The following is a 21263-nucleotide window of genomic DNA, read 5'->3' on the forward strand; positions in this document are numbered from 1 at the left end:
TCAAAGTAGATGGATAAACTCCTCCACCATCTATCTTTTTATATAGTATATATGTAGAGGGTTATTTAGTTTTTATCCCCCGATTGGGGTGAGAGACAAAAACTAATGGTAGAATCCGATTTTAGGTGCGAATGACGGTGTGATTAACTTTTTTACCGAGGCTTGCCCATATACTCGGTAGTCAGATGGCTGAGAAAATCGAAATCGGGCGCCAGCAACCACTCCAAATGGACTCTCGAGGTCGCGTAACAATCCCATCGAACATCCGGCAAAAACACGACATCCAGCCGGAAGACGGCAAGGAGGTCTGGATCGAAGTTGACCTCAAATGGGCGGAGGTAGAGCAAACAGATTCCAAAGACGACGCCGGTGACGCCTAGACTAGTAGACGTATTAGCTGGCGAAATGGAACCATTAGCTCCGTTATCGTGCTCATCTTGCGGTGACCATTTCGCGGACGGGGGTTCCACGACGACAATCAATTCAGATGTTCATACAAAGGGAGGATGAAGAGGATGTTTCTCGACTCATCTCCGTACAAAATATCCGTTCACCAATTACGCCCGGACCGGTCGACAGATGGACCAGCCTGTTGACGCACGCTGACTCACTAGACTCCACCGTCAGAGATGTTGTTTGTTTACGAGGATAAGCGGATGTCTGCTCTCTGCAGGCGTGTAATCGTTGACGTCTGACTCGCTGATACCCGTTCTTACCTGACGTATCCTCGTTGTTTTACTTTGGTGGCCTCCTCCTCGTCGACTCGTCGTACCATTGCTTCGTGGACCCGAGTACAGTCATTCCCAGGGCACCCTGTCACTAGATCCACTCTCATTTCATCTTCCTCGTCGTCGTAGATCCACGCAACAGTTCTGCGGCAGTTGGGGCATTTGTATTCAATCTGGAGAGGCATCGGTTGTGGTGTTTCTGAAGACGCTTGTGTGGTTATCTTCCACGCTATAGCCGGTTGGTCGCCTGTTGCGGCTGTTGCTGTACTTGATCTGTGAGCTGGCCTCCGTTGTGTTCTTGGGTATTCTGGAGAGGGTGACTTAAATTTGTGCAGTATGCACATGCATAGTCGGTTGGCTAACTCGGGTGGTGCTATGCGTATGACTGGGTACTTTGCACACGGATTTCGCACAGCCATACTACAAAGCTGATGGACGAACGCGATCTGCGGCCAGCAGACCACGCTATCCTGGATGTCTTGAGCCAAGGCCGTGCAACCAAAGGCCTCCTCGTTGATGAGACCGGCTACTCCCGTAACACCGTCTATAATCGTCTTGAAGTCCTCCAAGCAGCCGGCCACGTCCGACTCGTCCACGAACCCACTCGGTTATTCGAGCTTGTCTCAGACCCGCGAGATAGCGACTAGTTACGACGGCTTGTCGGTCACAACTCCAGGAAAAACATCTTAGAACGAGTCCTCTGACACTCCTGCTGTCGCCTGCCCGTGGACGTCTGGGTGTTGTTAGGTTCGTTTCTCACGGATGCCGTTGCGATCCCGCGTGACGGTCTCACAGCTGGGGCAGGCGCGTGGGCTTGTCACGTCGTCCGGCGTAAACACACGGGCATAGGCATCGGTGACGTGACTCCCACAGTTCTGGCACTCCGGCATACACCGCCCATTCGACGCCGCTAGTATAGGCTTTCTGTGGCCGCCCACCTGTATCGTTGCCCACTACCTCACCCAAGAATCGGTAGCCAGAGGTCGCTACCCGAATATCAACGTATTTTGGTGTGCTCAACATGACCGGCAACTATGGCGACGTGTACTGAGTGCGGTGCTGATCTCCCGCCTGATACCGAAGCTGTCTGTGACCATTTTCAGACCGAACATGGATACTTCACTGAGAGTGGCAGCGAGACCACCAACGAGTAGTTCCCACTCCAGATTCGGTATCCAGTATCGCAACGGACATGGCTGGCTGCTACACCGTTGATTCGTCCCGGAGCGCTCTTTCTCTGGTTGTCGGCTCTTGCTGGTACCCGAGTGGGGTGAGCGTTCTGCTGTACGTACCCGACAAGTATGTGGGCGCGAATTCCTGAGTTCGATTGTGGGGCGTTCGCCCGACTGTCACACGGCACGTCCACCGTGGGCTAGCCGTCAGCGCTGACGGCTACCGACGCCCGCCTCGAATACTCCAGAAATTCCCTCAACGAACTCCCGCCTCGGCGACTGTCCCCGATGTGAGGCTTCGATTCACGACCGGCTTCTTCTCGTTGCGAACCCGCCGGATACGAGTCACTGTGGAAATATACGCAGACTCACTCCAAACGAGGGGTGGGGTGGTGCTGATCTTGAGTGCTCCATTTCGCACACGGGGGGTGTGATAGTTCAATCTCTCTATTTCGCACACGGGGGGTGGTAGTCGACTGTTGTCTTGGGATTTCGAGTCGCGATTTTATAAGGAGAGTGCCGTTCGTTTGAGCGCTATTTCGCACGGGCCTCGCTGGTATTCAACGGGGAAACAGCCAGGTAAAACCCACCCAGCTAAATTGGAAATTGGTCTGCAACACAGAACTGCGCTCACTCAAAACGAGGAGTGGGGCTAGAGAGTAGCACCTGAGGGCCGTTCGAAGCAAACCGGATATATCTGGTTTAATATATAATTTCCCTCACTCAAAACGAGGGGTGGGGTGGTGTCGATCTTGAGCTCTCCATTTCGCAAGCGGGGGTGGGTGATAGAGCGACTGTTCCATTCCGCACACGGGGGGTGGTAATCTGCCACTGTCTTGTGATTTCAACCCTCGATTTTATAAGGGGATGCAGTTGGTTTGCGCGCTCCATTTCGCACGGGGGTCCCCCCGGTATTCCACCCCGCAAGGCAACTAGGCGATAGTAATCGAGCAAATACTATAGGAATACTAAAAATATAGATTAGAATAGATAACTACTTTCACTCAAAACGAGGGGTGGGGGATGTGGATACGCTCACTCCAAACGAGGGGTGGGGAGTACCTCCTGAGACCGCTCGATGTGATGTAGATACTGCAGAATTGGGGAATACTTCACATGGCTTCAGTTTAACCCTAGCAGAGGGTGTCATAGAACTCTTCTCACACCGTGATCACGGTACTTCCCGGATTGTCTCCGCGTTCGTAGTTGGTGATTGCGATGACGAGGCGAAGGCACAACGCAAGGAACACCTGCGCCCGTGCGTGGACGCGGCCTCGGGCGTGCGTTCGCCCGAGGCCGCAGTCCTTGACTGATTCGTTGGTTCGTTCAACTCCCGTACGGCGGTTGTACGTTTCATCCAACGTGGACTGCTTCAGTTGAACGTCTTCGCTGTGTTGTTCGATGCGGTCTTCGACCCTGTACTCGATATCTTTCGGGTCGTCGGTGTTTCGCGCGTTGTACGGAGCGACTGGCACGACCCCTGCGGCCAGCAGGTGGTCGTGCCAGTCGAGCGTATCGTAGGCGCTGTCACCGACCATCCACACCGGCTGTTCGACGGCGAGCGCGTCACGGGTGACGCGCATCGCCGTCTCCTCTGGTGCTTGCTTACTCTCTGTGAACTCCGCTGCGATCGGGATCTTTTGCCCGGTCGAGACAATCGTGCAACCGTAGCCGTAGTAGTACTCGTCGTCGGTTGGATCGTAGCACTTCGACGCGTCTTGATCGGCGGGCATCGCCCTCACGTCGGTTGAATCAATGCAGTAGGTCAAGTCGAGCAGGCCGCGCCGGGCGGCCTGCTCGACGAGTCGGTCGAAGACTTCGTCGACGACGTGTTCGAGGTCGGTGAGAAAGCGATCGACCGCGTCTCTTGACGGCGGTCGATCGAACCCACAGCTCAACCAGACAACTGTGTTCTGAAGCTCCCGCTCAACCGGCCGAATACCGTAGATGTCCTTGTAGTAGCAGTGGAGGAAGCCACGCATCAGCTCTGGTGGTTCGTGCTCTCGTGTTCGCCCCGTCTCCGCCGGGGCGAACACGTCGAACTCTTCGAGGAACTCGAAGGAAAGGTGCTCAAACAACGCTAACGTCTCCGTCTCCGCGACATTGAAGAACGACTCTACCGAAGGCTCATCCTGCAGGGTCGCTGAGTCCATACCACCTCAGCATTCACCCTGCTCTTTGGTGTGCTACTCGTTCTATGACACCCTCATAGCTTAGGTAAGTCGATAGGAAACAAATGACCGTATATTCCTCTTCACTATCTTCAATGCATCTCACTGGGGAAGACTTAGTGGAATTTAGGGATGTGATGGAGAAGGACAGTACGGACACTCGATTTGCTTTCACTAGAGCGTGTCATACAATAGTTCTCGACCAGGATTTTCAAATATTATCGAATGAATAAAATCTGGGCTGCGCTGTTCACTGAATCAAACGTGAGATGAAGCAGTCAAAATCACCGTGTAGAGGGTGTGAGGCTTATTTATGGCACACTGTACCGAGTGTTGGAGATATCTGTGGAGACTTCGGTGAATATTTTTGACTGGACTAGGTGGAGGAATGTATGTCAACGAAAGGAGTGGTTCTTCTCATAGTTGGGGTTCTGCTAATTGTCGTTGGTGCAAGTACAGTAGTTACGGGAATGAATAAACAGGAAGCCGCAGAAGAGTGGAAAGAAACTAAAGCACAAGAATCAGAGGTCTGCCACTATGAAACCAACGAATCAAAGCTACCAGATAATTTCTCTGAGATTAAGGAGGAGGGTAGCGAAGTTGAAATAATGGAGGCCAAGCATGAAGCACGAGAGAGAAAGTGTAGTACAATAACACCGTCAGAAAGTGAGAATCCGTATTCTGGTGGCGGAACTGACGTTGTATTGGGTGGAGTCCTCACCCTCATTGGAGGGGTCTGCGCTTATAACGGCGCACAAAACTGAAATAACCAACTACGCCTGTATGTCCTGCACAGCGGGAAGGGGACGGCGGCAACCGCCAGCTGTCCTTTCTCCTAACCCTTTTTCAGCCCTTTCCAGTTGAACCGGTTTCCTCTAACCCACTCAAAGCCTTCGATATGGTCTATAGGGGGTTCTCATAGCCCATAATATTACGGAGAATAACACTCCAATACACTCGAAATTACCCTTTGTAGTTTCTGTGAACTAGTGATTCTGTCGTGCCTATAACAATTATCCCAAGGAGAAGAATGTGGGTTGAGAGAAGCTTTAGTCTGACTTCGGGAACTAGAACTGTACCCAGCGTGTCATAGAACTCTTCACATGCAATAGTCATTTTGGGTACCTTTGCAGAGCGTTACAGTCTTAGAAGACCGTGCACCGGGTGCACGCCGCTTATAACCATGTAGAAGCCGGTTATTTATTTCGTTATACTGACTATTCTTGCTCGGCTAACACGATTCAGCGTAGCGGCTGTGATTCCTGTGGGGCCGTATATAGCAGCCTCGGCGCTGGTACCGCTACGTCCGTCGATGGCTATGTGAACTGTTGTATGACACCCTCCTAGCAGTGAACTCATGGGTGGCCCGAACGACGAGAACCCGCATCTGGTACTTCCAGGCACTCCCGAATACGACGCGCTCAGCTTTCTCGTCCGCAATCGCGGAGAGCAATTTACGCCGCCTGAGATTGCCGCCAGCACAGACATTCGTGAAGCGGACGCAGCAGACACGATGACCACCCTCTCCGAAGACGACCTCGTCGAACGGTCTCAGGGAGCCTATTACGTCCCAGTAGAGCGTGCAGAAGAGCTTCAACGGCGGCTTGAGTCGGTCGACGCCGCCGCACAGGTACATGAGAATGCGCCCGATGATGCCTATGCTGTCGACGGCTGGGAGGAGCACGTAGATTCCCTATAGTGGACACTATCCAGCTAGTGGGCTGGGTGATGATACTTCGAAGACGGTGTGGGGGTGGAGATGATACTTCGAAGACGGTGTGTAGGGGTGGGAGATGATACTTCGAAGACGGTGTGTCCTCGAGGAACGAATAATGGTTTACAGGCGCCGTAGGCCGGGTTTTCGGGGCTTGCCATCGAGGCGTTTCACTTTCTATTGAGTTGGCCGATTTGAGTACGGGGATGTCTTTGGCTGATATTCCCTCATCGGGCACTCCGGGTGGCTGACCTATATGTGGCTGTAGCCCCCCGGATCCCATAGCGGGAGCGATACACCCGCTGTCACACGCTCGCACCACGGACCTGGCCTTCTCTGTCGAAGGCTGTCCACCCCACGGTTGAGACACGAGCTATGCCCTCGCAGAATCCACGAGTTGGCGTCTGTCCCCGATGTGGCGACTCAATCCGCCACCGGCATGTCCTCGTCGAGTACGAGACCGGCGACGACGCACGGTACTGGGCGGAATGCCCGCGCTGTGGCGGCGTTGTCGATCCAAACGCATGATCCGGCGACTCACCCGTGTGTTCGGTGGGACAGATACTGACTCGATTGTCGAATGCCGGCGCTGTGGGACGACCTTGGAGTCTGCGGACGTTGAGCGCTGCGCTGAATGTGGCAGTTCCGAAATCGCAACGTATCGGCTCTGAGCTCCTCCCCTGTCGAGGGTGGTATTGGAACAGCCACGAGGAGTGGGTTCGCGAACAACCGACTTGGAACAACCGCCCAGTGAGACTGCCAATTTAGCGGGTGCCCATTACAAGCCGTATTGAATGGGACAAGAGGGCCAATAATGTGCGACAGCCGAAGACTCATACATTAGTAGAGAAGCTGTCGTCTGTGGTGTCAAACGCAGATACTAGTGCGGTTCTTAGTGATGAACGCAAGTATCGGTATCAACTTCGACGTAGTTGGGATTCCGAGAAACCCACTCTCGCCTTTATCATGCTGAACCCGAGTACTGCTGATGAGGTTGAAGACGACCCCACTATTCGACGTTGTGTCGGATACGCTGAAGACTGGGGTTACGGGGAACTTGTCGTCGGGAATCTCTACGCATATCGCACCTCCGACCCGAACGAACTTAATAAAGTTGAGAAACCAGTCGGCCCAGAGAATGACGAACATCTAGAGGATATTTCCGATAAAGCAGACAAGGTGGTGGTTGCATGGGGAGCAAACGAGGCTGTGGGAGACCGTGAGGTAGAGGTGGCAGTGGCTCTTAATTCTGAACTACATGCACTGGATACAACAAAGCATGGGCATCCGAATCACCCACTGTATCAGCCTAAGGACGTAGAGCCTGAAATCTGGGAACCCAGGGTGAGCGACGAGTAGGAGGTTGGATTCATCCCTGTTCCAAACCTAAAAAATAAGTCGAGCTGAGTCCTGTGGAGCAGAATCCCAAACCGATTACACCCAAATCACTCGCGGTAAGTGGTTCGTCTCTACTTAGCGGCTTATACTCGAATCGATTAGCCGTTGAGGGCCTCACCAGCGCCACACATTTCCACCCGCTATTTAAGTTATTTGTCCGACGAATACCCCGTATGAGCACGCTGGCGGACACGATCCATATCGAGAACGTCGTTGCATCTAGTGACATCGGCCAAGAACTTGCCCTCGATCAACTCGCAACGGATCTGCCTGGCGCCGAGTATAACCCAGAGGACTTCCCTGGGGTTGTCTACCGCCTCCAGGAGCCGAAGTCAGCCACGCTGATTTTCCGCTCGGGCAAAGTCGTCTGCACCGGCGCGAAAAGCGTCGATGACGTTCACGAAACCCTCGAGATTGTGTTTGAGGACATCCGCGAGTTAGGCATCGATGTCGACAGTAATCCGCCGATTGAGGTGCAGAATATTGTCTCCAGCGCGAGTCTCGAGCAATCGCTGAACTTGAACGCAATCGCAATCGGGCTGGGATTAGAGCAAATCGAGTACGAACCCGAGCAGTTCCCTGGCCTCGTCTACCGGCTTGACGACCCCGACGTCGTCGTTCTCCTCTTCGGCAGTGGGAAACTCGTGATTACCGGCGCAAATGAATCTGAGGACGCACAGTCCGCACTGAAACACGTCGAAGACCGCCTCACTGAACTCGGCCTGCTTGAGTGAGTCCACGGAGCTATCGAGCGACTACTACGCGAAGGGGGCAGTGTTGCTGGAGTGAGTGACACCCATCCCGGAACGCTGGAAATGGGCTGTTACTCGGTGAAGTCGACGTACTGGGTTTCCCAGTCGCGACGAGCAGTAATCTCGCGGCGGCCACGCCCGGTCAGCGTATAGGAGTTTGTACGCTTGTCGAGCTGCCCTTTCTCTACAAGGCCTTTGTCGACGAGGTCGTCGAGATTCGGGTACAGCCGCCCATGATTGATTTCTTGCTCGTAGTAGTCCTCGAGTTCGTCCTTGACTGCGAGCCCATGCGGTTGCTCAAGCCCAGCAATTACATACAAGATGTCCCGCTGGAATCCAGTTAAATCATGCATTCGTCTATTTGCCTTCTACTGGGTTGAATAAGTCCCCTCTGATATCCTAGTAGGTGTTGCAGTCCTAGGGCCGAAATCCGAGAGCGACGTCAAGATGGGAACGATGAGATCATCCGAATCGAGTAATCGGCGCGGCAATCAGAAATCGCCCGGAGTTAACCAACATTCCACTGGAAAGCGCTATTCTGTTGGTTAACAGTAGTCGCACGGCGAATCTGTCAGAGGATTACCAACGAGTATCCGTCAAGGCTTCGGTGAGGGGGAGGCCTGTACTTAGCCGGTAATTCTCAACAGAATCAGGTGGGGTCTGCGCGACGAGCCCCTAAGGGGGTATGGGTAAAACGGGCCGGCGCAAAACGCGCCGGCCCTTCCGCAACCGCGCCCGCGACGCTACCGGCTGCGTAACTGCCGGACACGCGCTCTACCCATGGACAGGTACTGGTCGACACTCCGGCCGGCTACCCTGCCGGACTCGCTTAGCCCCCGTACGAGTGTGGCTAAGGCCACCAATCCAAAACACACCGTACCGCTACGCGAGAGTCACTGTTCTGGGGACTAGCTTTACTTTGATAACTAACTAACAACTATCTAATGGAGGACGACGAATCGCATAGCGATAGTCACCCGGACGAAGATGAAACACAAGCATTCGCGCAAGCAGAGGGAGTAGAACCGGGAGCGGTAGATGTGCCGAGAGCACTCGAAGCGGTAGCTACGGCTGGTTCACTTAATATGTCGCCAGCTCTCGAAGCGGTAGCTACGGCAGGAGCGCTCGATATGTCGCCAGCTCTCGAAGCGGTAGCTACGGCAGGAGCGCTCGATATGTCGCCAGCTCTCGAAGCGGTAGCTACGGCAGGAGCGCTCGATATGTCGCCAGCTCTCGAAGCGGTAGCTACGGCAGGTTCACTTAATATGTCACCCGCTCTCGAAGCGGTAGCTACGGCTGGTTCACTTAATGTGTCACCCGCTCTCGAAGCGGTAGCTACGGCAGGAGCGCTCGATATATCGCCAGCACTCGAAGCTGTAGAAGCGGCAACAAGAGCGACTGAGGTACAGTCTGCGTTAGGTGACCTACCAGATAACTCTCCGACTGGTTCTGGCCCGGTTCAGGAAGGTCAACCAGACTGGTTGGTTCAGAATGGGATTGAGATGGGTGTCTCTTTTTCTCTCTGGGTTGCCGAATCTTTGGGAATTGCAGACACCAAGGAGCTTAGTAAGCACGCTTCACGGGGCAGTATTCTGTTAATAATCGCGTATCTCGGGCTTTCCCATTATGACCCCTCTCCCTCCCCGCAGCAGGTCATACCTGTAGCTATGGTTCTAAACATGTTGCTTCCTCCTGTGAAGATGAGTGAGTGAATATCGACTAGGTCCAGTACCTCACAAAGCATCCGGAGCTAACTGATGCTGGATCGTGAGTTACCGACGAACCAAAGCTGGATTTGTGTTCTGAAGATCCATTCCGACGACGAGAGACGGGAAGCCGTCGCGTCGGCGGCAATCGCCGCCGACAGCGACGGCGTTGCCACTGATCGGCAAGGCGTACTCGATTACTAGTTACCGGTGAAACCGGTCGTCCGGTGGACGATTCGCGGGGACGGACCGACGCACTGCGAGGGCCGTCCACGCTGCCCGGGTCACCATATCGATGAACTCTTCGAAGGGCCACCACCAGAGGCGACGCCCGCCTCGGCGGGGCGTCGCCACGTACTCCCAGTGCAAGAACCGCCAGACATTCTGAATCAGGAGGCTGAGAACAACGAACAACAGCCGTCTCGTGGGATCTTGCGTTGTCGTCGAGATAATCGTTGACTCGGAGAGGCGATAGCTCGCTTCGATCCCGAAGCGTTTGCTGTAGTGGGATCGAGCCTGTCGTGGCTCGTCGATGAACGGCGCGTCGACGGCGTAGCCGTGACGCGCCACCCCATGCTCATCGTATCGACCATTCTTGTAGGTACAGTCGATCATCACCGGAAATTCGACGGTCCACTCGTGTTCGCCATAGGACGTCGTGAGATCGTGAGTGATCTCACGACTCCAGCCCTGGGTGAGTTCGGTCTTGATCTTCTTGCCCCACGAAATGACCGGGACGATGTACGCGAAATTGTGCGCTTGGAGTAACGTGAGACACTTCCCGTCGTAGAAGCCGCTATCGAGATAGACCGCTTTGACGTCGAACTCGAAGCTATCGATCAGTCCAAGAAACTCGGCGAGGACATCGCTGGCGGTGTCGCCGTCGGTGAGACGGCGCACCGCCAAGGTGTATCGCTTGTTGTTCACGCGTGCGTAGAGCGTGGCGTAGGCGTGGAACGCAGTCGTTCCTGCTTTGGCCTCGTTGTAGTAGAGGCCGTCTGTCTCGTCTTCGTCACCGTAGTAGGGCCGCAGGTGGAGGTCAGCAGCGACCTCCACCTGCTCAGGGAGGGTTTCGAGAACATCCTGTTGGAGGAGCGTGTTCCCGGTAGATTCGACGGTTTCGAGGTCGAACTTGGTCCGGAGATGATGAAGAACACCGTTGCCAGAGGGAGCGTCTTCGCTCTTCTCGCAGAGGGTGGATATCGAGGTCCCGTCGGCGGTCGCGCCGACGAGGACCTCGAAGATGTCCTCTGGGTCGATTTCTGCGTTCTCACCAAGATCTAGCGTGAATGCGCTGGTGAGAACGTTGACGAGAAAGTTAAGGAGCTGGTCTTCGTGGATTTCACTGTCCGCTTGCTCTGTTTGTTTGGTCACAACTCAGCAAGCGGACTTCTCAACTAACGGCTTTGTGAAGTACTGAGGTCAAAGACAAGAACCTCTCGCCACGCTCCCTCTCGGGGTTGCGCGTCGACGTGAGCGCTCGACCCGATATGCACACGAGACCGCGATCGCTCGTGTGCATATTCGAGTCCGGTCGTGCTCGCGCACCCCTGAACCTACCTCACTCCCGATAGGAATTGTCGGATTTCACCCCAAAATCGGGGTTCCAGTCAGCCAAATCAATCGGTTATCAGGGCTCGTGTGTACGAGACGAGTATGCGAATCCGAACCGACGGAGAGTACGCGCACCGCGAGGAAACAATCGAGGCGGCCGCCGAGCGCTTCGACTGTAACAAGACGAAGGCCGTGCTCATTCGTCTTTAGCTAAGAGACAAATCGCAAGACTGCGGCGGGTTGGCCGGAGAGCTAATTTTTGGGTTGGTGAGAACGATTCCAGCGTCTAAGCGGTTCTCATCAGGAGTCGCCGATCCAGTAGATTGGCGTTCACTCGGCATTTCCGGCTTAGCTAAAGACGAATGAGGCCGTGCTTATCGCGTGCGAGGTCGCCGGTGACGTTCTCGCCGGCGTCGAAGAGGCGCTGGAGCATCCCGACCTCCCGCCGAGCGTCCGCGACGAGCTGGCCGAGACGATCTCGACGCGACGTATTGAGGTCAATATCTCCGAACCAGAGACCTCTGTTCAGGTTGAATAATTGAATTAGTTAATGTGGGTTTTAATAGGAGAACAACATTTACGCCCGATATGCCTGCTTACCAAACTCTCAATCACCATGACGAAATCTCGATTGAGGTGGTGGAGGATGATTTAGAGCCGCGCCGATCTGTCTACTTTACGGACCAATCTCCCACTTTCCAAATAAAAGTAGAGAACACCGGAGAGAAACCGATTCAGGGGAGAACCAATCTCCGTCTTTCCTTCGAGCGTTCTCCGGAAGATTATGAATCGGGCACGCACACACCAGTCGTCGTGGATTTAGAACCCGGGGAAACTCAAACAATTGACCATGAGTTAGATATGTTATCATACCAGGGAGGCGCTGCCGTCGTCGTGGATAAGTTTCGAATTAGAGACCGAGACGACCACCTCGAAATTAACAAAAAGAGCGGCAATCGTCTATTCCGTCTCTATACGTTCATGGTGTACGACCGAGAATATTACCGGTTGAATTATCTGCGGCCACGTCGAGCCCAGTACCTCTCAGCAATACTGGCTGTATTGATTATCGCCGTCGGAGTTCTTCAGATAATCGGCGTATAGGTCTGGATTGCGGTTCCAGAAAGGAGGGTTGTTGCGGGTGCAGCTGCGGAACGGTGGGGAGTGTTTTGGATTTGGGGGCTTAGCCGTACTTGCATGGGGTTCTAAGGTGGTCCGGCAGGGTAGCCGGCCGGAGCATCGTTCGTTCCCCTCCCTGCGTAGAGTGCGTGTCCGGCAGCTACGCGGCCGGTAGCGTCGCGGGCGCGGTTGCGGAAGGGCCGGCGCGTTTTGCGCCGGCCCGTTTTACCCATACCCCCTTAGGGGCACTGCCTGAGTACGATGAAACCAAGCAGGGTTTCAAACCGCGTAGGAGGAAACAGCGGAGGCTACCTCACGGGTTTCGAGTACCGCGGGTACTACAATATCGTCTATAGCGGCGGTTAAATACACGTCAGCACACCAGCGACAAATAGGCATTTGTACTTAGCATCCCTGTCTGTTCAATACTGATTAGAAACTGGCCAAGGGATGTGTGTTGAGTACGCAGCTAGGATCTAGTGACGACTTGTAGGACAAGTCGGAAGCGAACATCCGATATCTACTCCTAAAGCGCCTCGATCAGGGCGCTCCCCACACCACTAAGTGCAAGGTTATTATAGAAGTCTGCATGAGACTGGAGGCGACCGCAAAGGAAGACGAGTACAAGGTCTGGATGACCGACGCCGAACTTGACGAACTGCGGCGGGCCGCAGCAAGCCATCGCGACGACCTCGTCATCCAACTGGGCGGCTACGTCGGCCTTCGCGCCTTTGAGGTGCCCCAGATTTACCCTAAGCACGTCAAACGCACCGAGGACGGCGACCACTACCGTCTCCGCGTTCCTGAGGGGAAAGACACCACTGGGAACGGCGGAAAGCCGCGTGATGCCTACCTGCCACCTGACGTCGAGGGCGACATCCACCGCTACACGAACGCCGAGGGCATTGACCGCCACGAGTCACTCATCGATCTCTCCGAGCGCGGCGTCCGGGACGTCGTCAAGCGCACCGCCGAGCGTGCTGCTGAGGAGACCGGCGACGACGATTTCCAGTATGTGTCCAGCCACGATCTCCGGCGGCGGTTCGCCCAGCGGCTTCTCGTCGACGAACAGGTCAACCCGCGGGTCGTGATGCAGGTTGGGGGTTGGGATTCGTTCCAGGCGATCGAGCCCTACCTGAACGCTCCCACGCCCGAGGTCGTGAATGAAGCCTTCGAGGAGGCTGGCCTCGCATGACTGACGATGATGTCGATCCTGAGAACCCGCGACCCGACGGCCATTATCCGCGGTTCGCGGACAACGAATGGCACTACATCCCCGATGAGTTGGCGCAGACGATTTCGCTCGGGCCAGCTGGCGACGGTGAGGAGGGGCAGGACTGGGTGTTGACGTACACCCCCGAGCGAGAGAACGAGGAGGACCGGGAGAAGATACTGGTGCGGCTGACGCCGCGGGCGCTTCACGAGCTCTACATCGAGACGAAAGGCCTCTCGACTGACCAGCGAATGCACGGCCATAGTGCTGAGTGCGATCTCTGCGGCGAGAAAGTCGATCTCGACGAGGCGATCCCCAACCAACGTGGGAAACCCTGCCACAACCGCTGCTGGGCCGAGTATACGGGCGCACCAGACTGGTTCAGCGACTACGTGTAATGTGAGACCGGAAACCGTCGGAAGATGGTGATGAGGAACCGGGTTTGTGGTTCGCGAAGGTAGGGTTGAGAGCGGGAAAACCCGTCTCTAGAACTGGCTTATGGTGCCGCGGCGGCCGTGTCGCCAGCTTCAGGATCGAACGGGAGGTTGATGACGAGTTCGTCGAACCAGACGACCGGGCGCTTCCGCTGGCCATCTTCCTCGAAGAAGATAATGCCCAGCTGGGCAAGCCGACTGAGCTCCTCGTGGACGTTTTTCACGTCCCGGTCAACGACCCGTGCGGTTTCGTTGATGCTGGCTGGTTCTTCCTGCCGGATGGCCTCGATGAGCTCGAGAACGCGCGGAGTCAGCGTGTCCATCAAATCGTCGTAGCTGGTGAACGAGAGCGTCGGTGTCGAGTCCATCGCGTCGCCCTGTTCGAGCGCCGCGATGCTGTCGGTGACGTCGTCGTGGAACTCGCTGGACGGCGTCACGGTCACGACGAGGGTTGATTCGGCGCGAAGCTGTTCGCGCTCCATCGGGTGCAGCGGCGGCGTGGAGTCAGTCATGGGTATCACCGTGGTGTGATGGCCTCACGTGACCTCGAACTGGGATTTTGGGATTTCGCTCCAGAATCGCTCCCAGAGTTCGACCATCCCGGGGAACTCGATGATGTCTGGGTCCGAGTCTGGTGCGACGTGCAGTTCGTGTCCTTTGGTGTCTTCGTGCGAGTTGTCGTACCGGCGAATCGTCCCATCGTCAAGCGTGTGGGGTGGGTCCGGTTCCGTCGCGCCGTAGTGGAGCTTGTACGCCCACCCGGATGGGTATGCGTCGCGGTTGGTCCGCATGCAGAACACGCGGACGACGGTTCCGTCTGGGTACTTCTTCGCCTCGTTTACACCATCCAGGTCGTCGCCGGTGGGTGAGGCCATCCTCGTCTATTGGTTCGTCAGCCAATGCAATAAGGGTATTGGTGAGAAGACCAACGCAGGGGTGGTTCTTCTAGAGGGTGTTCTAAACGATTTATATGGCGTTTTTCTCTCAAACGAGGCGGACTATCCGTTCACTACACCTGCCCACTTCGCGGTGTGATTCGATTGTGATGACTGGGTCTCCATGATTGCCGGCACTAATGATCGCGGTCGTCGAATCCGCTCAAACTGGAGGGGCATCGTGAGCTGGTTGTTTTGGAAGAGTCCGTCGAGCGCGTCCGTGTTGATGCCTTCATTGATGCGCCAATCGTGCCGGCATCGTTCTACAGCACCCGTTACGAACCGCGTGAGGAGATAATATTCTAATCCGCCTAGACAGCACCAGAAGCCACGGAGACGGCGAGAACACGCGTCTGTCTGGGTTCTCCCCCGGGATTCACGTCCCGACGATGGTGCTCTACACGCCGCTACCTGGGGGTGACAGCTGGAGAACACCCTCCAAACGCGGTGTGTAAACCGCATGCTGCAATACGGAATTCGAAGCGGTGCGTCCGTTTCGACGATTCGCCGCGGCGGGCCCAAACGTCACAGTCTCGAGGAGTCGCGAACGCGTAGGTGGAAGCTACTCTGGCTCGCCGCGCTCTTCAAGGCCTTCAATGCGTTCATTGATTTCTTGGGGGTCCATGCGTGCAATGCGTTCAATGCCCAGTGCCACGACGAGGGGGTAGTAGTGCCGGGTCTTCGGCAGCTCCTCGCCGCGCTCCATCTCGAACTCGAGATCCGTCTCCTTGTACGTCGTCTTCAGGTCGTCTTTCAGAAACTCGGGGAGGTAGAAGCTCTTTGAGGTCCACTCGCTCTTCACGTTCCTCACGTGCATTGCATTCCTTGAACTCACCTCAGCCTCTGCATTCATCTTGCCTCCCTCGTTCTCTTCGTTCCCTGCATCCGATGCGTTCTCCTCATGAGGGGGCTGCTGAGCGTTCGCTGCCTGCTCTTCTTCGCCGCTTACTTCATCGGCCTCTTCGTCGTTGTCGAAGCGACGGCTGAGGCGGTCGGCGACGTCGTCACGATCTCCGTTCGGCATCAGCCCTCCACCTCCTCGAGGGTCGCAGCCACATCATCGTAGACAGTGGTCATGTCTGTCTCCTCGGCGTCCTCGCCGAAGATGGAGCCACCAGCGCCCAGCGAACGCTTGATAGCAGCCCGGTTGCGAACTTCGAAGACTGGTGCGCGGCCGTCAAACGTGTCCTCGAACCAGGCGATGGCGTCGGCTTGCTCGTTGTCCAGGGGGTAGTTGACGTTCGAGATGAGGATAGCGCGTTCCCGGATGTCGACGTCGTAGCCGCGCTCCAGGCTCTCGATCTGGTTGAGGAGGTGTTCGATGGCGAGCACCGACGAGTCGTCGGCCTCGACGGGGATGATGATGTCCTCGGCGGCCAGCAGGACGTTGTCGTTGATCGGGCCCAGGCTGGGTGGGGCGTCGATGAGGACGTAGTCGTAGTCCTGGAGCTGGTCGAGGACGTCACCGAAGCGTTGGCGTGGCCGGCGGCCGGAGGCGATGAGGTCCTGCTCGAGTTGGAACATGTCGATGTTCGCGGGGAGGACGTCGAACTCCGCGTGGGCGACGACGAGGTCCGCAGCGTCGTGGTCGTGGGGCGTCTTGATGGCGTCGTAGAGGCTCGGCGGGTCGCTTTGGTAGGCCTCGCGGAAGCCGAGGGTGTTGGTGAGGTAGCCCTGAGGATCGGCGTCGATCGCGAGCACTTGGTGGCCTCGATGGGCGAGTGCCCCGGCAATGTTGATGGTGTTTGTGGTCTTGCCCACGCCGCCTTTCTGTTGGCTGATAGCGAAAGATTTCATTGGGTGCTGTGCGTGCAATGCATGCACTGCGTGAAAAGCTTACGTCAGACACGCAGAATACCTAACCAACACGCCGCCACCTCTGGGGCGAGTTGTTGGTTAAGACTCACCGCGGTGAACTCCGCTATCAGAGTGTACTGTGGTCGAACCTCTCAGAAGGACCATTCTGATAGGGTGGTAGGATAGCTGCTGAAACGAACAATTCGCCAGTATTGACGTTCTAAACGGTGGTTTTCGGGACGCTTTCTTGGTACAGCAGGCCGGAAACGGGGCTGTAGAACTACTCGCCGCCGTGGGTGACCGCTTCGCCGCTTGAGGATGAGCCGTCGACGTCGCGACGGACGTCGTAGTCGTCGGAGTCGCCGCCGAGGTTCTCCGCGAGATCTTCGTGCAGTTGGTCGCGCTGCTCGTCCATCTCCTCGTGGAGTTCATCGAACTCCTCGTCGGTCACTGGGCCCTGATTTCGTGCCATTCCTCGAACCTCGTGCCGTAGCGCTCGGGCTGCATTGGTATCTGGTCTTTGGCGTACGTGAGCGCCTCACTCGGCTGCATTGGCGGGAAGAGTTCTTCTGACCGATACTCAGTACATCACAAAGCCGGTTAGTTAGAACGTCTGCTTGCTGATGGTGTGTTCAAGACCAAGCAAGCAGACAGTGAAATCCACGAAGACCAGCTCCTTAACTTTCTCGTCAACACGCTCAGCGATGAAATTGATCTTGACCTCGGCGCTACTGCTGAAATCGAAGCTGAGGACATCTACGAGGTCCTCGTCGGCGCATGCGCCGACGGGACATCGGTCTCTACGCTGTGCAACTCCAGTGAAGACTCCCCATCGGCGAACACGATTCTCTATCATCTACGGACGAAGTTCGAGCCCGAACGGCTCGAACGAGTCGCTAACACGCTTCTTCGACGAGACATCGTTGAGCTGCTTCCCGAGCAGGTGGAGGTCTGCGCAGACCTCCACCTGCGACCCTACTACGGTGATGAAGACGACACAGACGCTCTCTACCACTCGGAAGCGAAGCGTGGAACCACCGCATTCCACGCCTACGCCACACTCTACGCGCGTGTGAAGAACAAACGCTACACGCTGGCGGTGCGCCGTCTCGAAGACGGCGACACCGCCAGCAGTGTCCTCGCTGAGTTCCTCGGTGTCCTCGACGGCCTTGACACCGACGTCAAGGCCGTCTATCTTGATCGCGGATTCTACGACAGCAAGTGTCTCACGCTGTTACAGACGCACAACTACGCCTATGTGGTTCCGATCATCCGGTGGGGTGAAGCGATTCAGCAGGAACTCTCGGAAGGATGGAGTCGCATTATTCAACACAACCTGACAGGGAAACTCGACGGTCACAGCTGGACCGTCGAGTTTCCCGTCTACATCGACTGTACATACCTGAATGGACGGTACGACGAGAACGGCGTGGCGCGTCACGGCTACGCCGCTGACGCGCCGTTCATCGAGACACCACGCCAGGCTCGATACCACTACAGCAAACGCTTCGGTATCGAATCGAGCTATCGGTTGTCCGAGCAAGCGATAGCGACGACAACGACACGAGACGCGACGGTGAGACTGCTGTACGTCGTAGTGAGTCTGCTGCTACAGAATGTTTGGCGGTATCTCCACTATGAATACGTGGCGACGCCGCGCCGAGGCGGGCGTCGCCTGTGGTGGTGGCCGTACAAGGAGTTCGTGAATATGGTTCGACGGGCTGCGTGGACGGCCCTCGCGGTGCGTCGGGCCGTCCCCGCGAACCGACCACCTGACGACCGATTCCACCGCTAACCACTGACCGGGACAGCCCCCGCACTGAGTGGCGACGCTGTCGCGTCGGCGGCTGAGCGCCGCCGACAGCGACAGCTTCCCGTCGATCTGTGAGGAGATCGCGGTCGGTCACTGCACTCCGCAACAGAAATCAGACCTCAGACTGACTCAACTGAGGACGCTTTGTGAGGTACTGATACTTCTCTTCGTCTCGGTAGACGTCTAGGTAGACGCCCTTTTCGGCGACGTCGTAGCCATGCTCACGCTCCGGGTCATGGTCCGATCGAACGACTATTGCCCACTCGCCGCCCTCGAATTGGACGACAAACAGGGTTAGGTGGCCACTGGAGTGGCTGTACCCCATTCACCGGAAACCGTTCGAACGGTGGTCTTGGGGGCGTTGTGTTCCGAAGCTCTATGTTTCGCGTCTCTGAACTACAGCGTATGCACGATTTGACGGGGTTTCAGCGTGATTTACTGTATGTCATTGCAGGGTTAGACGAGCCACACGGGCTTGCTGTGAAGGCTGAGATGGAGGAGTACTACACCTCCGAGATTCACCACGGCCGGCTCTACCCGAACCTCGATACACTCGTTGACAAGGGCTTGGTTGAGAAAGGCAAGTTAGACCAGCGCACAAACTCCTATGCGCTCACTCGGCGTGGACAGCGAGAGATTGCTGCTCGCCGCGAGTGGGAGCACCAATACGTGACACTCGACGAGTAGCTGCTCTCAGGGGTTGTCCTGTTTGACCGCGTGGACGGCCCTCGCGGTGTTTCGAACCGTTCCCGCGAACCGACCACTTGGCGACCGGTTCAGCGGTAACAGCGGCCGAGCAAGTGGCTTTGTAAGTGGCAACGCTGCGTCGGCGGCTGATCGCCGTCGACAGCGACAGCCAGTGTCTTCGACCAGCGTTCCTCACCCGCTACCGACGACTCATCGCAACAGATCAGGTGACTCAGGTCAGGCTAACTGGCGACGCTTTGTGAGGTACTGAAGGTTACTTGGAGCGGAACGCTGCCACCCGTTCTTCGGTAGCCGCACACTTTTTATGCGATAGTGCGTACACTAATTTGGTATGTCGCGGTCAAAACTCATCGCAAGTGTCGCCATTGTTGCTATCATTGTTATTTTTCTCCGTCGTCGTGGAGATGGAGAAACGGAATCCGATAACTGATTCGACTGTACTGAGCGATCCAGGAGGACAAAAATGGGTGTGCGAACTGTTCTATGACACCCTGAGGGGGTGTAATACTGCCGTCGTTACGTCTGTAGCACGGCCCCAGACCAACCTTTAGGGCCGTATCGGACAATCGCTACGTATGCCCTTCAGCGTCACCTGGAATACGCTCTTGGAGAGACTCGATGCCCTTCACGAGGAGGCAACGCTCATCACCCCACTCTCCAACAATCGCATTCGCATCACCGACGTCCAAGACCAACGCGTCATCATCCAGTTCCGTGACCGTGACATTGACCAGACGCGTCCACTCCAGCGCGACCAGTTTGAAACGCTCTACCGGCGCATCACCGAGGAGTCAGGCGAGTTCAATCTTGATCGACTACCACCTGACGCTGACCCATATCCCGCCGTCTTGACCATCCACCCGCAGTTTGAACTCGATGCAGACGCTGGAGTCATCACTCAAACTGAGGGAGAAACGTCAACGCAACTGCGTGACAGCGATCCAGCCACCGACGTCGACGACCGCACTGAACCAGACCTAGACGTGTATGCGGACGCGCTCTTGGTTGTTGATGCGCTCGAACGCCACGAGGTGGCCGACCTCTCCGAGCTGGAGACGGACGCGCTGGGTACCCTCTATACGCTCCTCTCAGATCTTCAGCGGGATGCCAACGACCTTCGGAAGGATGTTGCCGACGTGTTGTTGAGCCGGCTGCACCACGACCGGCCAGTGAGCGCGCCGTTCGGCTCCGTTCAGCGGACCACGCGCCAGACCCGGTCGCTCAAAGACGACGAGACGGTGCTGGCAGCATTCGAAGACGCGGGGATCGACCGAGATCGCGTGCTTGGCGTCGACCGAAACAAAGTCGACGACGCGCTGGAGGTAACCGACCTCTCCGAATCGGACGTATACGACATTGAGGAAAGTGAGTATGTGCGGAAAGCCGAGGTTGACGAGGAACGCAAGGAAACGCGTCTCCAAGGGCTCAAGGATCAACTTGCCGCCACCGAGGGCGACGAAACGGATGCCCTCCAAGAGGAAATCAGCGCACTCGAAGACCGCATCGATTCTCTCACCAGCTTCCAAACTGGAACTGACCTCCAAGAATGACCACCTACCAGTTCCGAGTCAAATTCGAATACGCTCCGACTGAACTGTGGCGTGACATCATCGTCGGGGCCGACCGCACCCTCGACGAGTTCCAAACGGTACTGAATCGCGCGGTCGGTCTCGACCAAGACCACCTCTGGTTTGTCGGCACTGACCAAGACTACTGGGACAGCGACGTGCAGTACAAGTGCCCCAGTGAATTCGAGCAATCATCGGATGGGTTGGTGCGCGGTGGCGAGGAGTACGATGCTGGCGAGACGACAGTCGGCCAGATGGCTCGTCGGTTAGACCTTGATGAGCATGACCGTCTCTGCTACCTCTTCGACTACGGCGATGAGTGGCGCTTCTATGCAATTCTGAAAGAGATTACCGAAGACGAACCGAGTGACACCGAACCGGCAGTTGTCAACCGGAAGGGAGACCCCGTCGATCAGTACGCGCCACCGGACGAACGGCTGTAACCGAGTGCTCGCGGCCCGTCGCGCTCTTACTGCGGCAT

At 56.2% G+C, this 21263-nt stretch carries 24 protein-coding genes and 1 pseudogene; 15 read left to right on the top strand and 10 right to left on the bottom strand.

The annotated features are described in order from the left end of the window. Positions 1–185: 185 nt before the first annotated feature. On the top strand, positions 186–380 hold the full coding sequence (locus ACOZ32_RS14015) for a hypothetical protein (RefSeq protein ID WP_424335343.1): 195 nt from the start codon (positions 186–188) through the stop codon (positions 378–380). Between the two features lie 1091 nt (positions 381–1471). Here the strand turns inward: ACOZ32_RS14015 and ACOZ32_RS14020 are convergent. Then, a complete protein-coding gene (locus ACOZ32_RS14020) occupies positions 1472–1618 on the bottom strand; it encodes a DUF7563 family protein (RefSeq protein WP_230892641.1) in 147 nt (48 codons plus the stop codon). Between the two features lie 1442 nt (positions 1619–3060). Next, positions 3061–4053 carry a transposase gene (locus ACOZ32_RS14025; protein ID WP_424335300.1) on the bottom strand — a complete coding sequence of 331 codons (993 nt, stop codon included), beginning with the start codon at positions 4051–4053 and terminating at the stop codon, positions 3061–3063. A gap of 410 nt (positions 4054–4463) precedes the next feature. Here ACOZ32_RS14025 and ACOZ32_RS14030 point away from each other — a divergent pair, with 410 nt between their 5' ends. The 4 genes from ACOZ32_RS14030 (at position 4464) to ACOZ32_RS14045 (ending at position 7917) form a co-directional block, all read left to right on the top strand. Continuing rightward, entirely contained in the window at positions 4464–4835 is a 372-nt protein-coding gene (locus tag ACOZ32_RS14030) for a hypothetical protein (protein WP_285253390.1), read from the top strand. Between the two features lie 593 nt (positions 4836–5428). Then, entirely contained in the window at positions 5429–5770 is a 342-nt protein-coding gene (locus ACOZ32_RS14035; protein WP_424335344.1) for a MarR family transcriptional regulator, read from the top strand. 876 nt (positions 5771–6646) lie between these two features. Then, on the top strand, positions 6647–7144 hold the full coding sequence (locus ACOZ32_RS14040) for a DUF1643 domain-containing protein (protein ID WP_424335345.1): 498 nt from the start codon (positions 6647–6649) through the stop codon (positions 7142–7144). Positions 7145–7356: 212 nt separating this feature from the next. After that, positions 7357–7917 (top strand): TATA-box-binding protein, encoded by a 561-nt coding sequence (locus ACOZ32_RS14045; RefSeq protein WP_424335346.1) that lies wholly within the window; start codon positions 7357–7359, stop codon positions 7915–7917. A gap of 89 nt (positions 7918–8006) precedes the next feature. Here the strand turns inward: ACOZ32_RS14045 and ACOZ32_RS14050 are convergent, their stop codons facing one another. Beyond that, positions 8007–8288, bottom strand: coding sequence for a PadR family transcriptional regulator (locus tag ACOZ32_RS14050; RefSeq protein ID WP_424335347.1), 282 nt, complete (start codon positions 8286–8288; stop codon positions 8007–8009). A gap of 591 nt (positions 8289–8879) precedes the next feature. Here ACOZ32_RS14050 and ACOZ32_RS14055 point away from each other — a divergent pair. Further along, complete coding sequence (locus ACOZ32_RS14055) at positions 8880–9647, top strand: hypothetical protein (protein WP_424335348.1); 768 nt, start codon at positions 8880–8882, stop codon at positions 9645–9647. Positions 9648–9845: 198 nt separating this feature from the next. On the opposite strand, the gene ACOZ32_RS14060 is transcribed toward ACOZ32_RS14055, so the two are convergent. Then, the gene (locus tag ACOZ32_RS14060) at positions 9846–11015 is read right to left on the bottom strand and encodes an ISH3 family transposase (RefSeq protein WP_285255186.1); all 1170 of its coding nucleotides are present in this window, start codon (positions 11013–11015) and stop codon (positions 9846–9848) included. Between the two features lie 282 nt (positions 11016–11297). Between ACOZ32_RS14060 and ACOZ32_RS14065 the strand changes: the two are divergent. From ACOZ32_RS14065 to ACOZ32_RS14085, 5 genes and pseudogenes are all read left to right on the top strand, one after another. Then, positions 11298–11393: pseudogene (locus ACOZ32_RS14065) on the top strand (DUF7692 domain-containing protein); the annotation flags it as partial. Between the two features lie 172 nt (positions 11394–11565). Continuing rightward, complete coding sequence (locus ACOZ32_RS14070; RefSeq protein WP_424335349.1) at positions 11566–11733, top strand: hypothetical protein; 168 nt, start codon at positions 11566–11568, stop codon at positions 11731–11733. Positions 11734–11783: 50 nt separating this feature from the next. After that, positions 11784–12299: a hypothetical protein gene (locus ACOZ32_RS14075; protein WP_424335350.1), complete on the top strand. Its 516-nt coding sequence runs from the start codon at positions 11784–11786 to the stop codon at positions 12297–12299. Positions 12300–12903: 604 nt separating this feature from the next. Continuing rightward, positions 12904–13509, top strand: coding sequence for a site-specific integrase (locus tag ACOZ32_RS14080; RefSeq protein WP_230890689.1), 606 nt, complete (start codon positions 12904–12906; stop codon positions 13507–13509). Continuing rightward, complete coding sequence (locus tag ACOZ32_RS14085; protein WP_230890688.1) at positions 13506–13925, top strand: hypothetical protein; 420 nt, start codon at positions 13506–13508, stop codon at positions 13923–13925. Before ACOZ32_RS14080 ends, ACOZ32_RS14085 begins: the two co-directional genes overlap by 4 nt. Positions 13926–14023: 98 nt before the next feature. Here ACOZ32_RS14085 and ACOZ32_RS14090 read toward each other — a convergent pair whose 3' ends face one another. The 5 genes from ACOZ32_RS14090 to ACOZ32_RS14110 form a co-directional block, all read right to left on the bottom strand. Beyond that, a complete protein-coding gene (locus ACOZ32_RS14090; protein WP_285258161.1) occupies positions 14024–14473 on the bottom strand; it encodes a hypothetical protein in 450 nt (149 codons plus the stop codon). Positions 14474–14497: 24 nt separating this feature from the next. Then, positions 14498–14836, bottom strand: a complete 339-nt coding sequence (locus tag ACOZ32_RS14095) for a toxin-antitoxin system TumE family protein (RefSeq protein ID WP_285255103.1) — start codon at positions 14834–14836, stop codon at positions 14498–14500. A gap of 622 nt (positions 14837–15458) precedes the next feature. Further along, positions 15459–15920, bottom strand: coding sequence for a hypothetical protein (locus ACOZ32_RS14100; RefSeq protein WP_010890495.1), 462 nt, complete (start codon positions 15918–15920; stop codon positions 15459–15461). Then, positions 15920–16693 carry a ParA family protein gene (locus ACOZ32_RS14105; protein ID WP_010890494.1) on the bottom strand — a complete coding sequence of 258 codons (774 nt, stop codon included), beginning with the start codon at positions 16691–16693 and terminating at the stop codon, positions 15920–15922. The genes ACOZ32_RS14100 and ACOZ32_RS14105 overlap by 1 nt, the downstream gene beginning before the upstream one ends. Before the next feature lie 280 nt (positions 16694–16973). Next, the gene (locus tag ACOZ32_RS14110; protein WP_012289581.1) at positions 16974–17165 is read right to left on the bottom strand and encodes a hypothetical protein; all 192 of its coding nucleotides are present in this window, start codon (positions 17163–17165) and stop codon (positions 16974–16976) included. A gap of 156 nt (positions 17166–17321) precedes the next feature. Here ACOZ32_RS14110 and ACOZ32_RS14115 point away from each other — a divergent pair, with 156 nt between their 5' ends. Further along, a complete protein-coding gene (locus tag ACOZ32_RS14115) occupies positions 17322–18488 on the top strand; it encodes an ISH3 family transposase (RefSeq protein WP_230890048.1) in 1167 nt (388 codons plus the stop codon). 130 nt (positions 18489–18618) lie between these two features. On the opposite strand, the gene ACOZ32_RS14120 is transcribed toward ACOZ32_RS14115, so the two are convergent. Beyond that, positions 18619–18831: a hypothetical protein gene (locus ACOZ32_RS14120; protein ID WP_424335351.1), complete on the bottom strand. Its 213-nt coding sequence runs from the start codon at positions 18829–18831 to the stop codon at positions 18619–18621. 80 nt (positions 18832–18911) lie between these two features. Between ACOZ32_RS14120 and ACOZ32_RS14125 the strand changes: the two genes are divergently transcribed. The 3 genes from ACOZ32_RS14125 (at position 18912) to ACOZ32_RS14135 (ending at position 21225) form a co-directional block, all read left to right on the top strand. After that, positions 18912–19193, top strand: coding sequence for a PadR family transcriptional regulator (locus ACOZ32_RS14125; RefSeq protein WP_285254774.1), 282 nt, complete (start codon positions 18912–18914; stop codon positions 19191–19193). A 596-nt stretch (positions 19194–19789) separates the two neighbouring features. Then, positions 19790–20764, top strand: coding sequence for a hypothetical protein (locus ACOZ32_RS14130; protein WP_010890491.1), 975 nt, complete (start codon positions 19790–19792; stop codon positions 20762–20764). Further along, entirely contained in the window at positions 20761–21225 is a 465-nt protein-coding gene (locus ACOZ32_RS14135) for an IS1096 element passenger TnpR family protein (protein WP_285257927.1), read from the top strand. The genes ACOZ32_RS14130 and ACOZ32_RS14135 overlap by 4 nt, the downstream gene beginning before the upstream one ends. The last annotated feature ends 38 nt before the right edge of the window (positions 21226–21263 follow it).

Source organism: Halobacterium sp. MBLA0001, assembly GCF_049705385.1.
Taxonomy (GTDB): Archaea; Halobacteriota; Halobacteria; order Halobacteriales; family Halobacteriaceae; genus Halobacterium; species Halobacterium salinarum.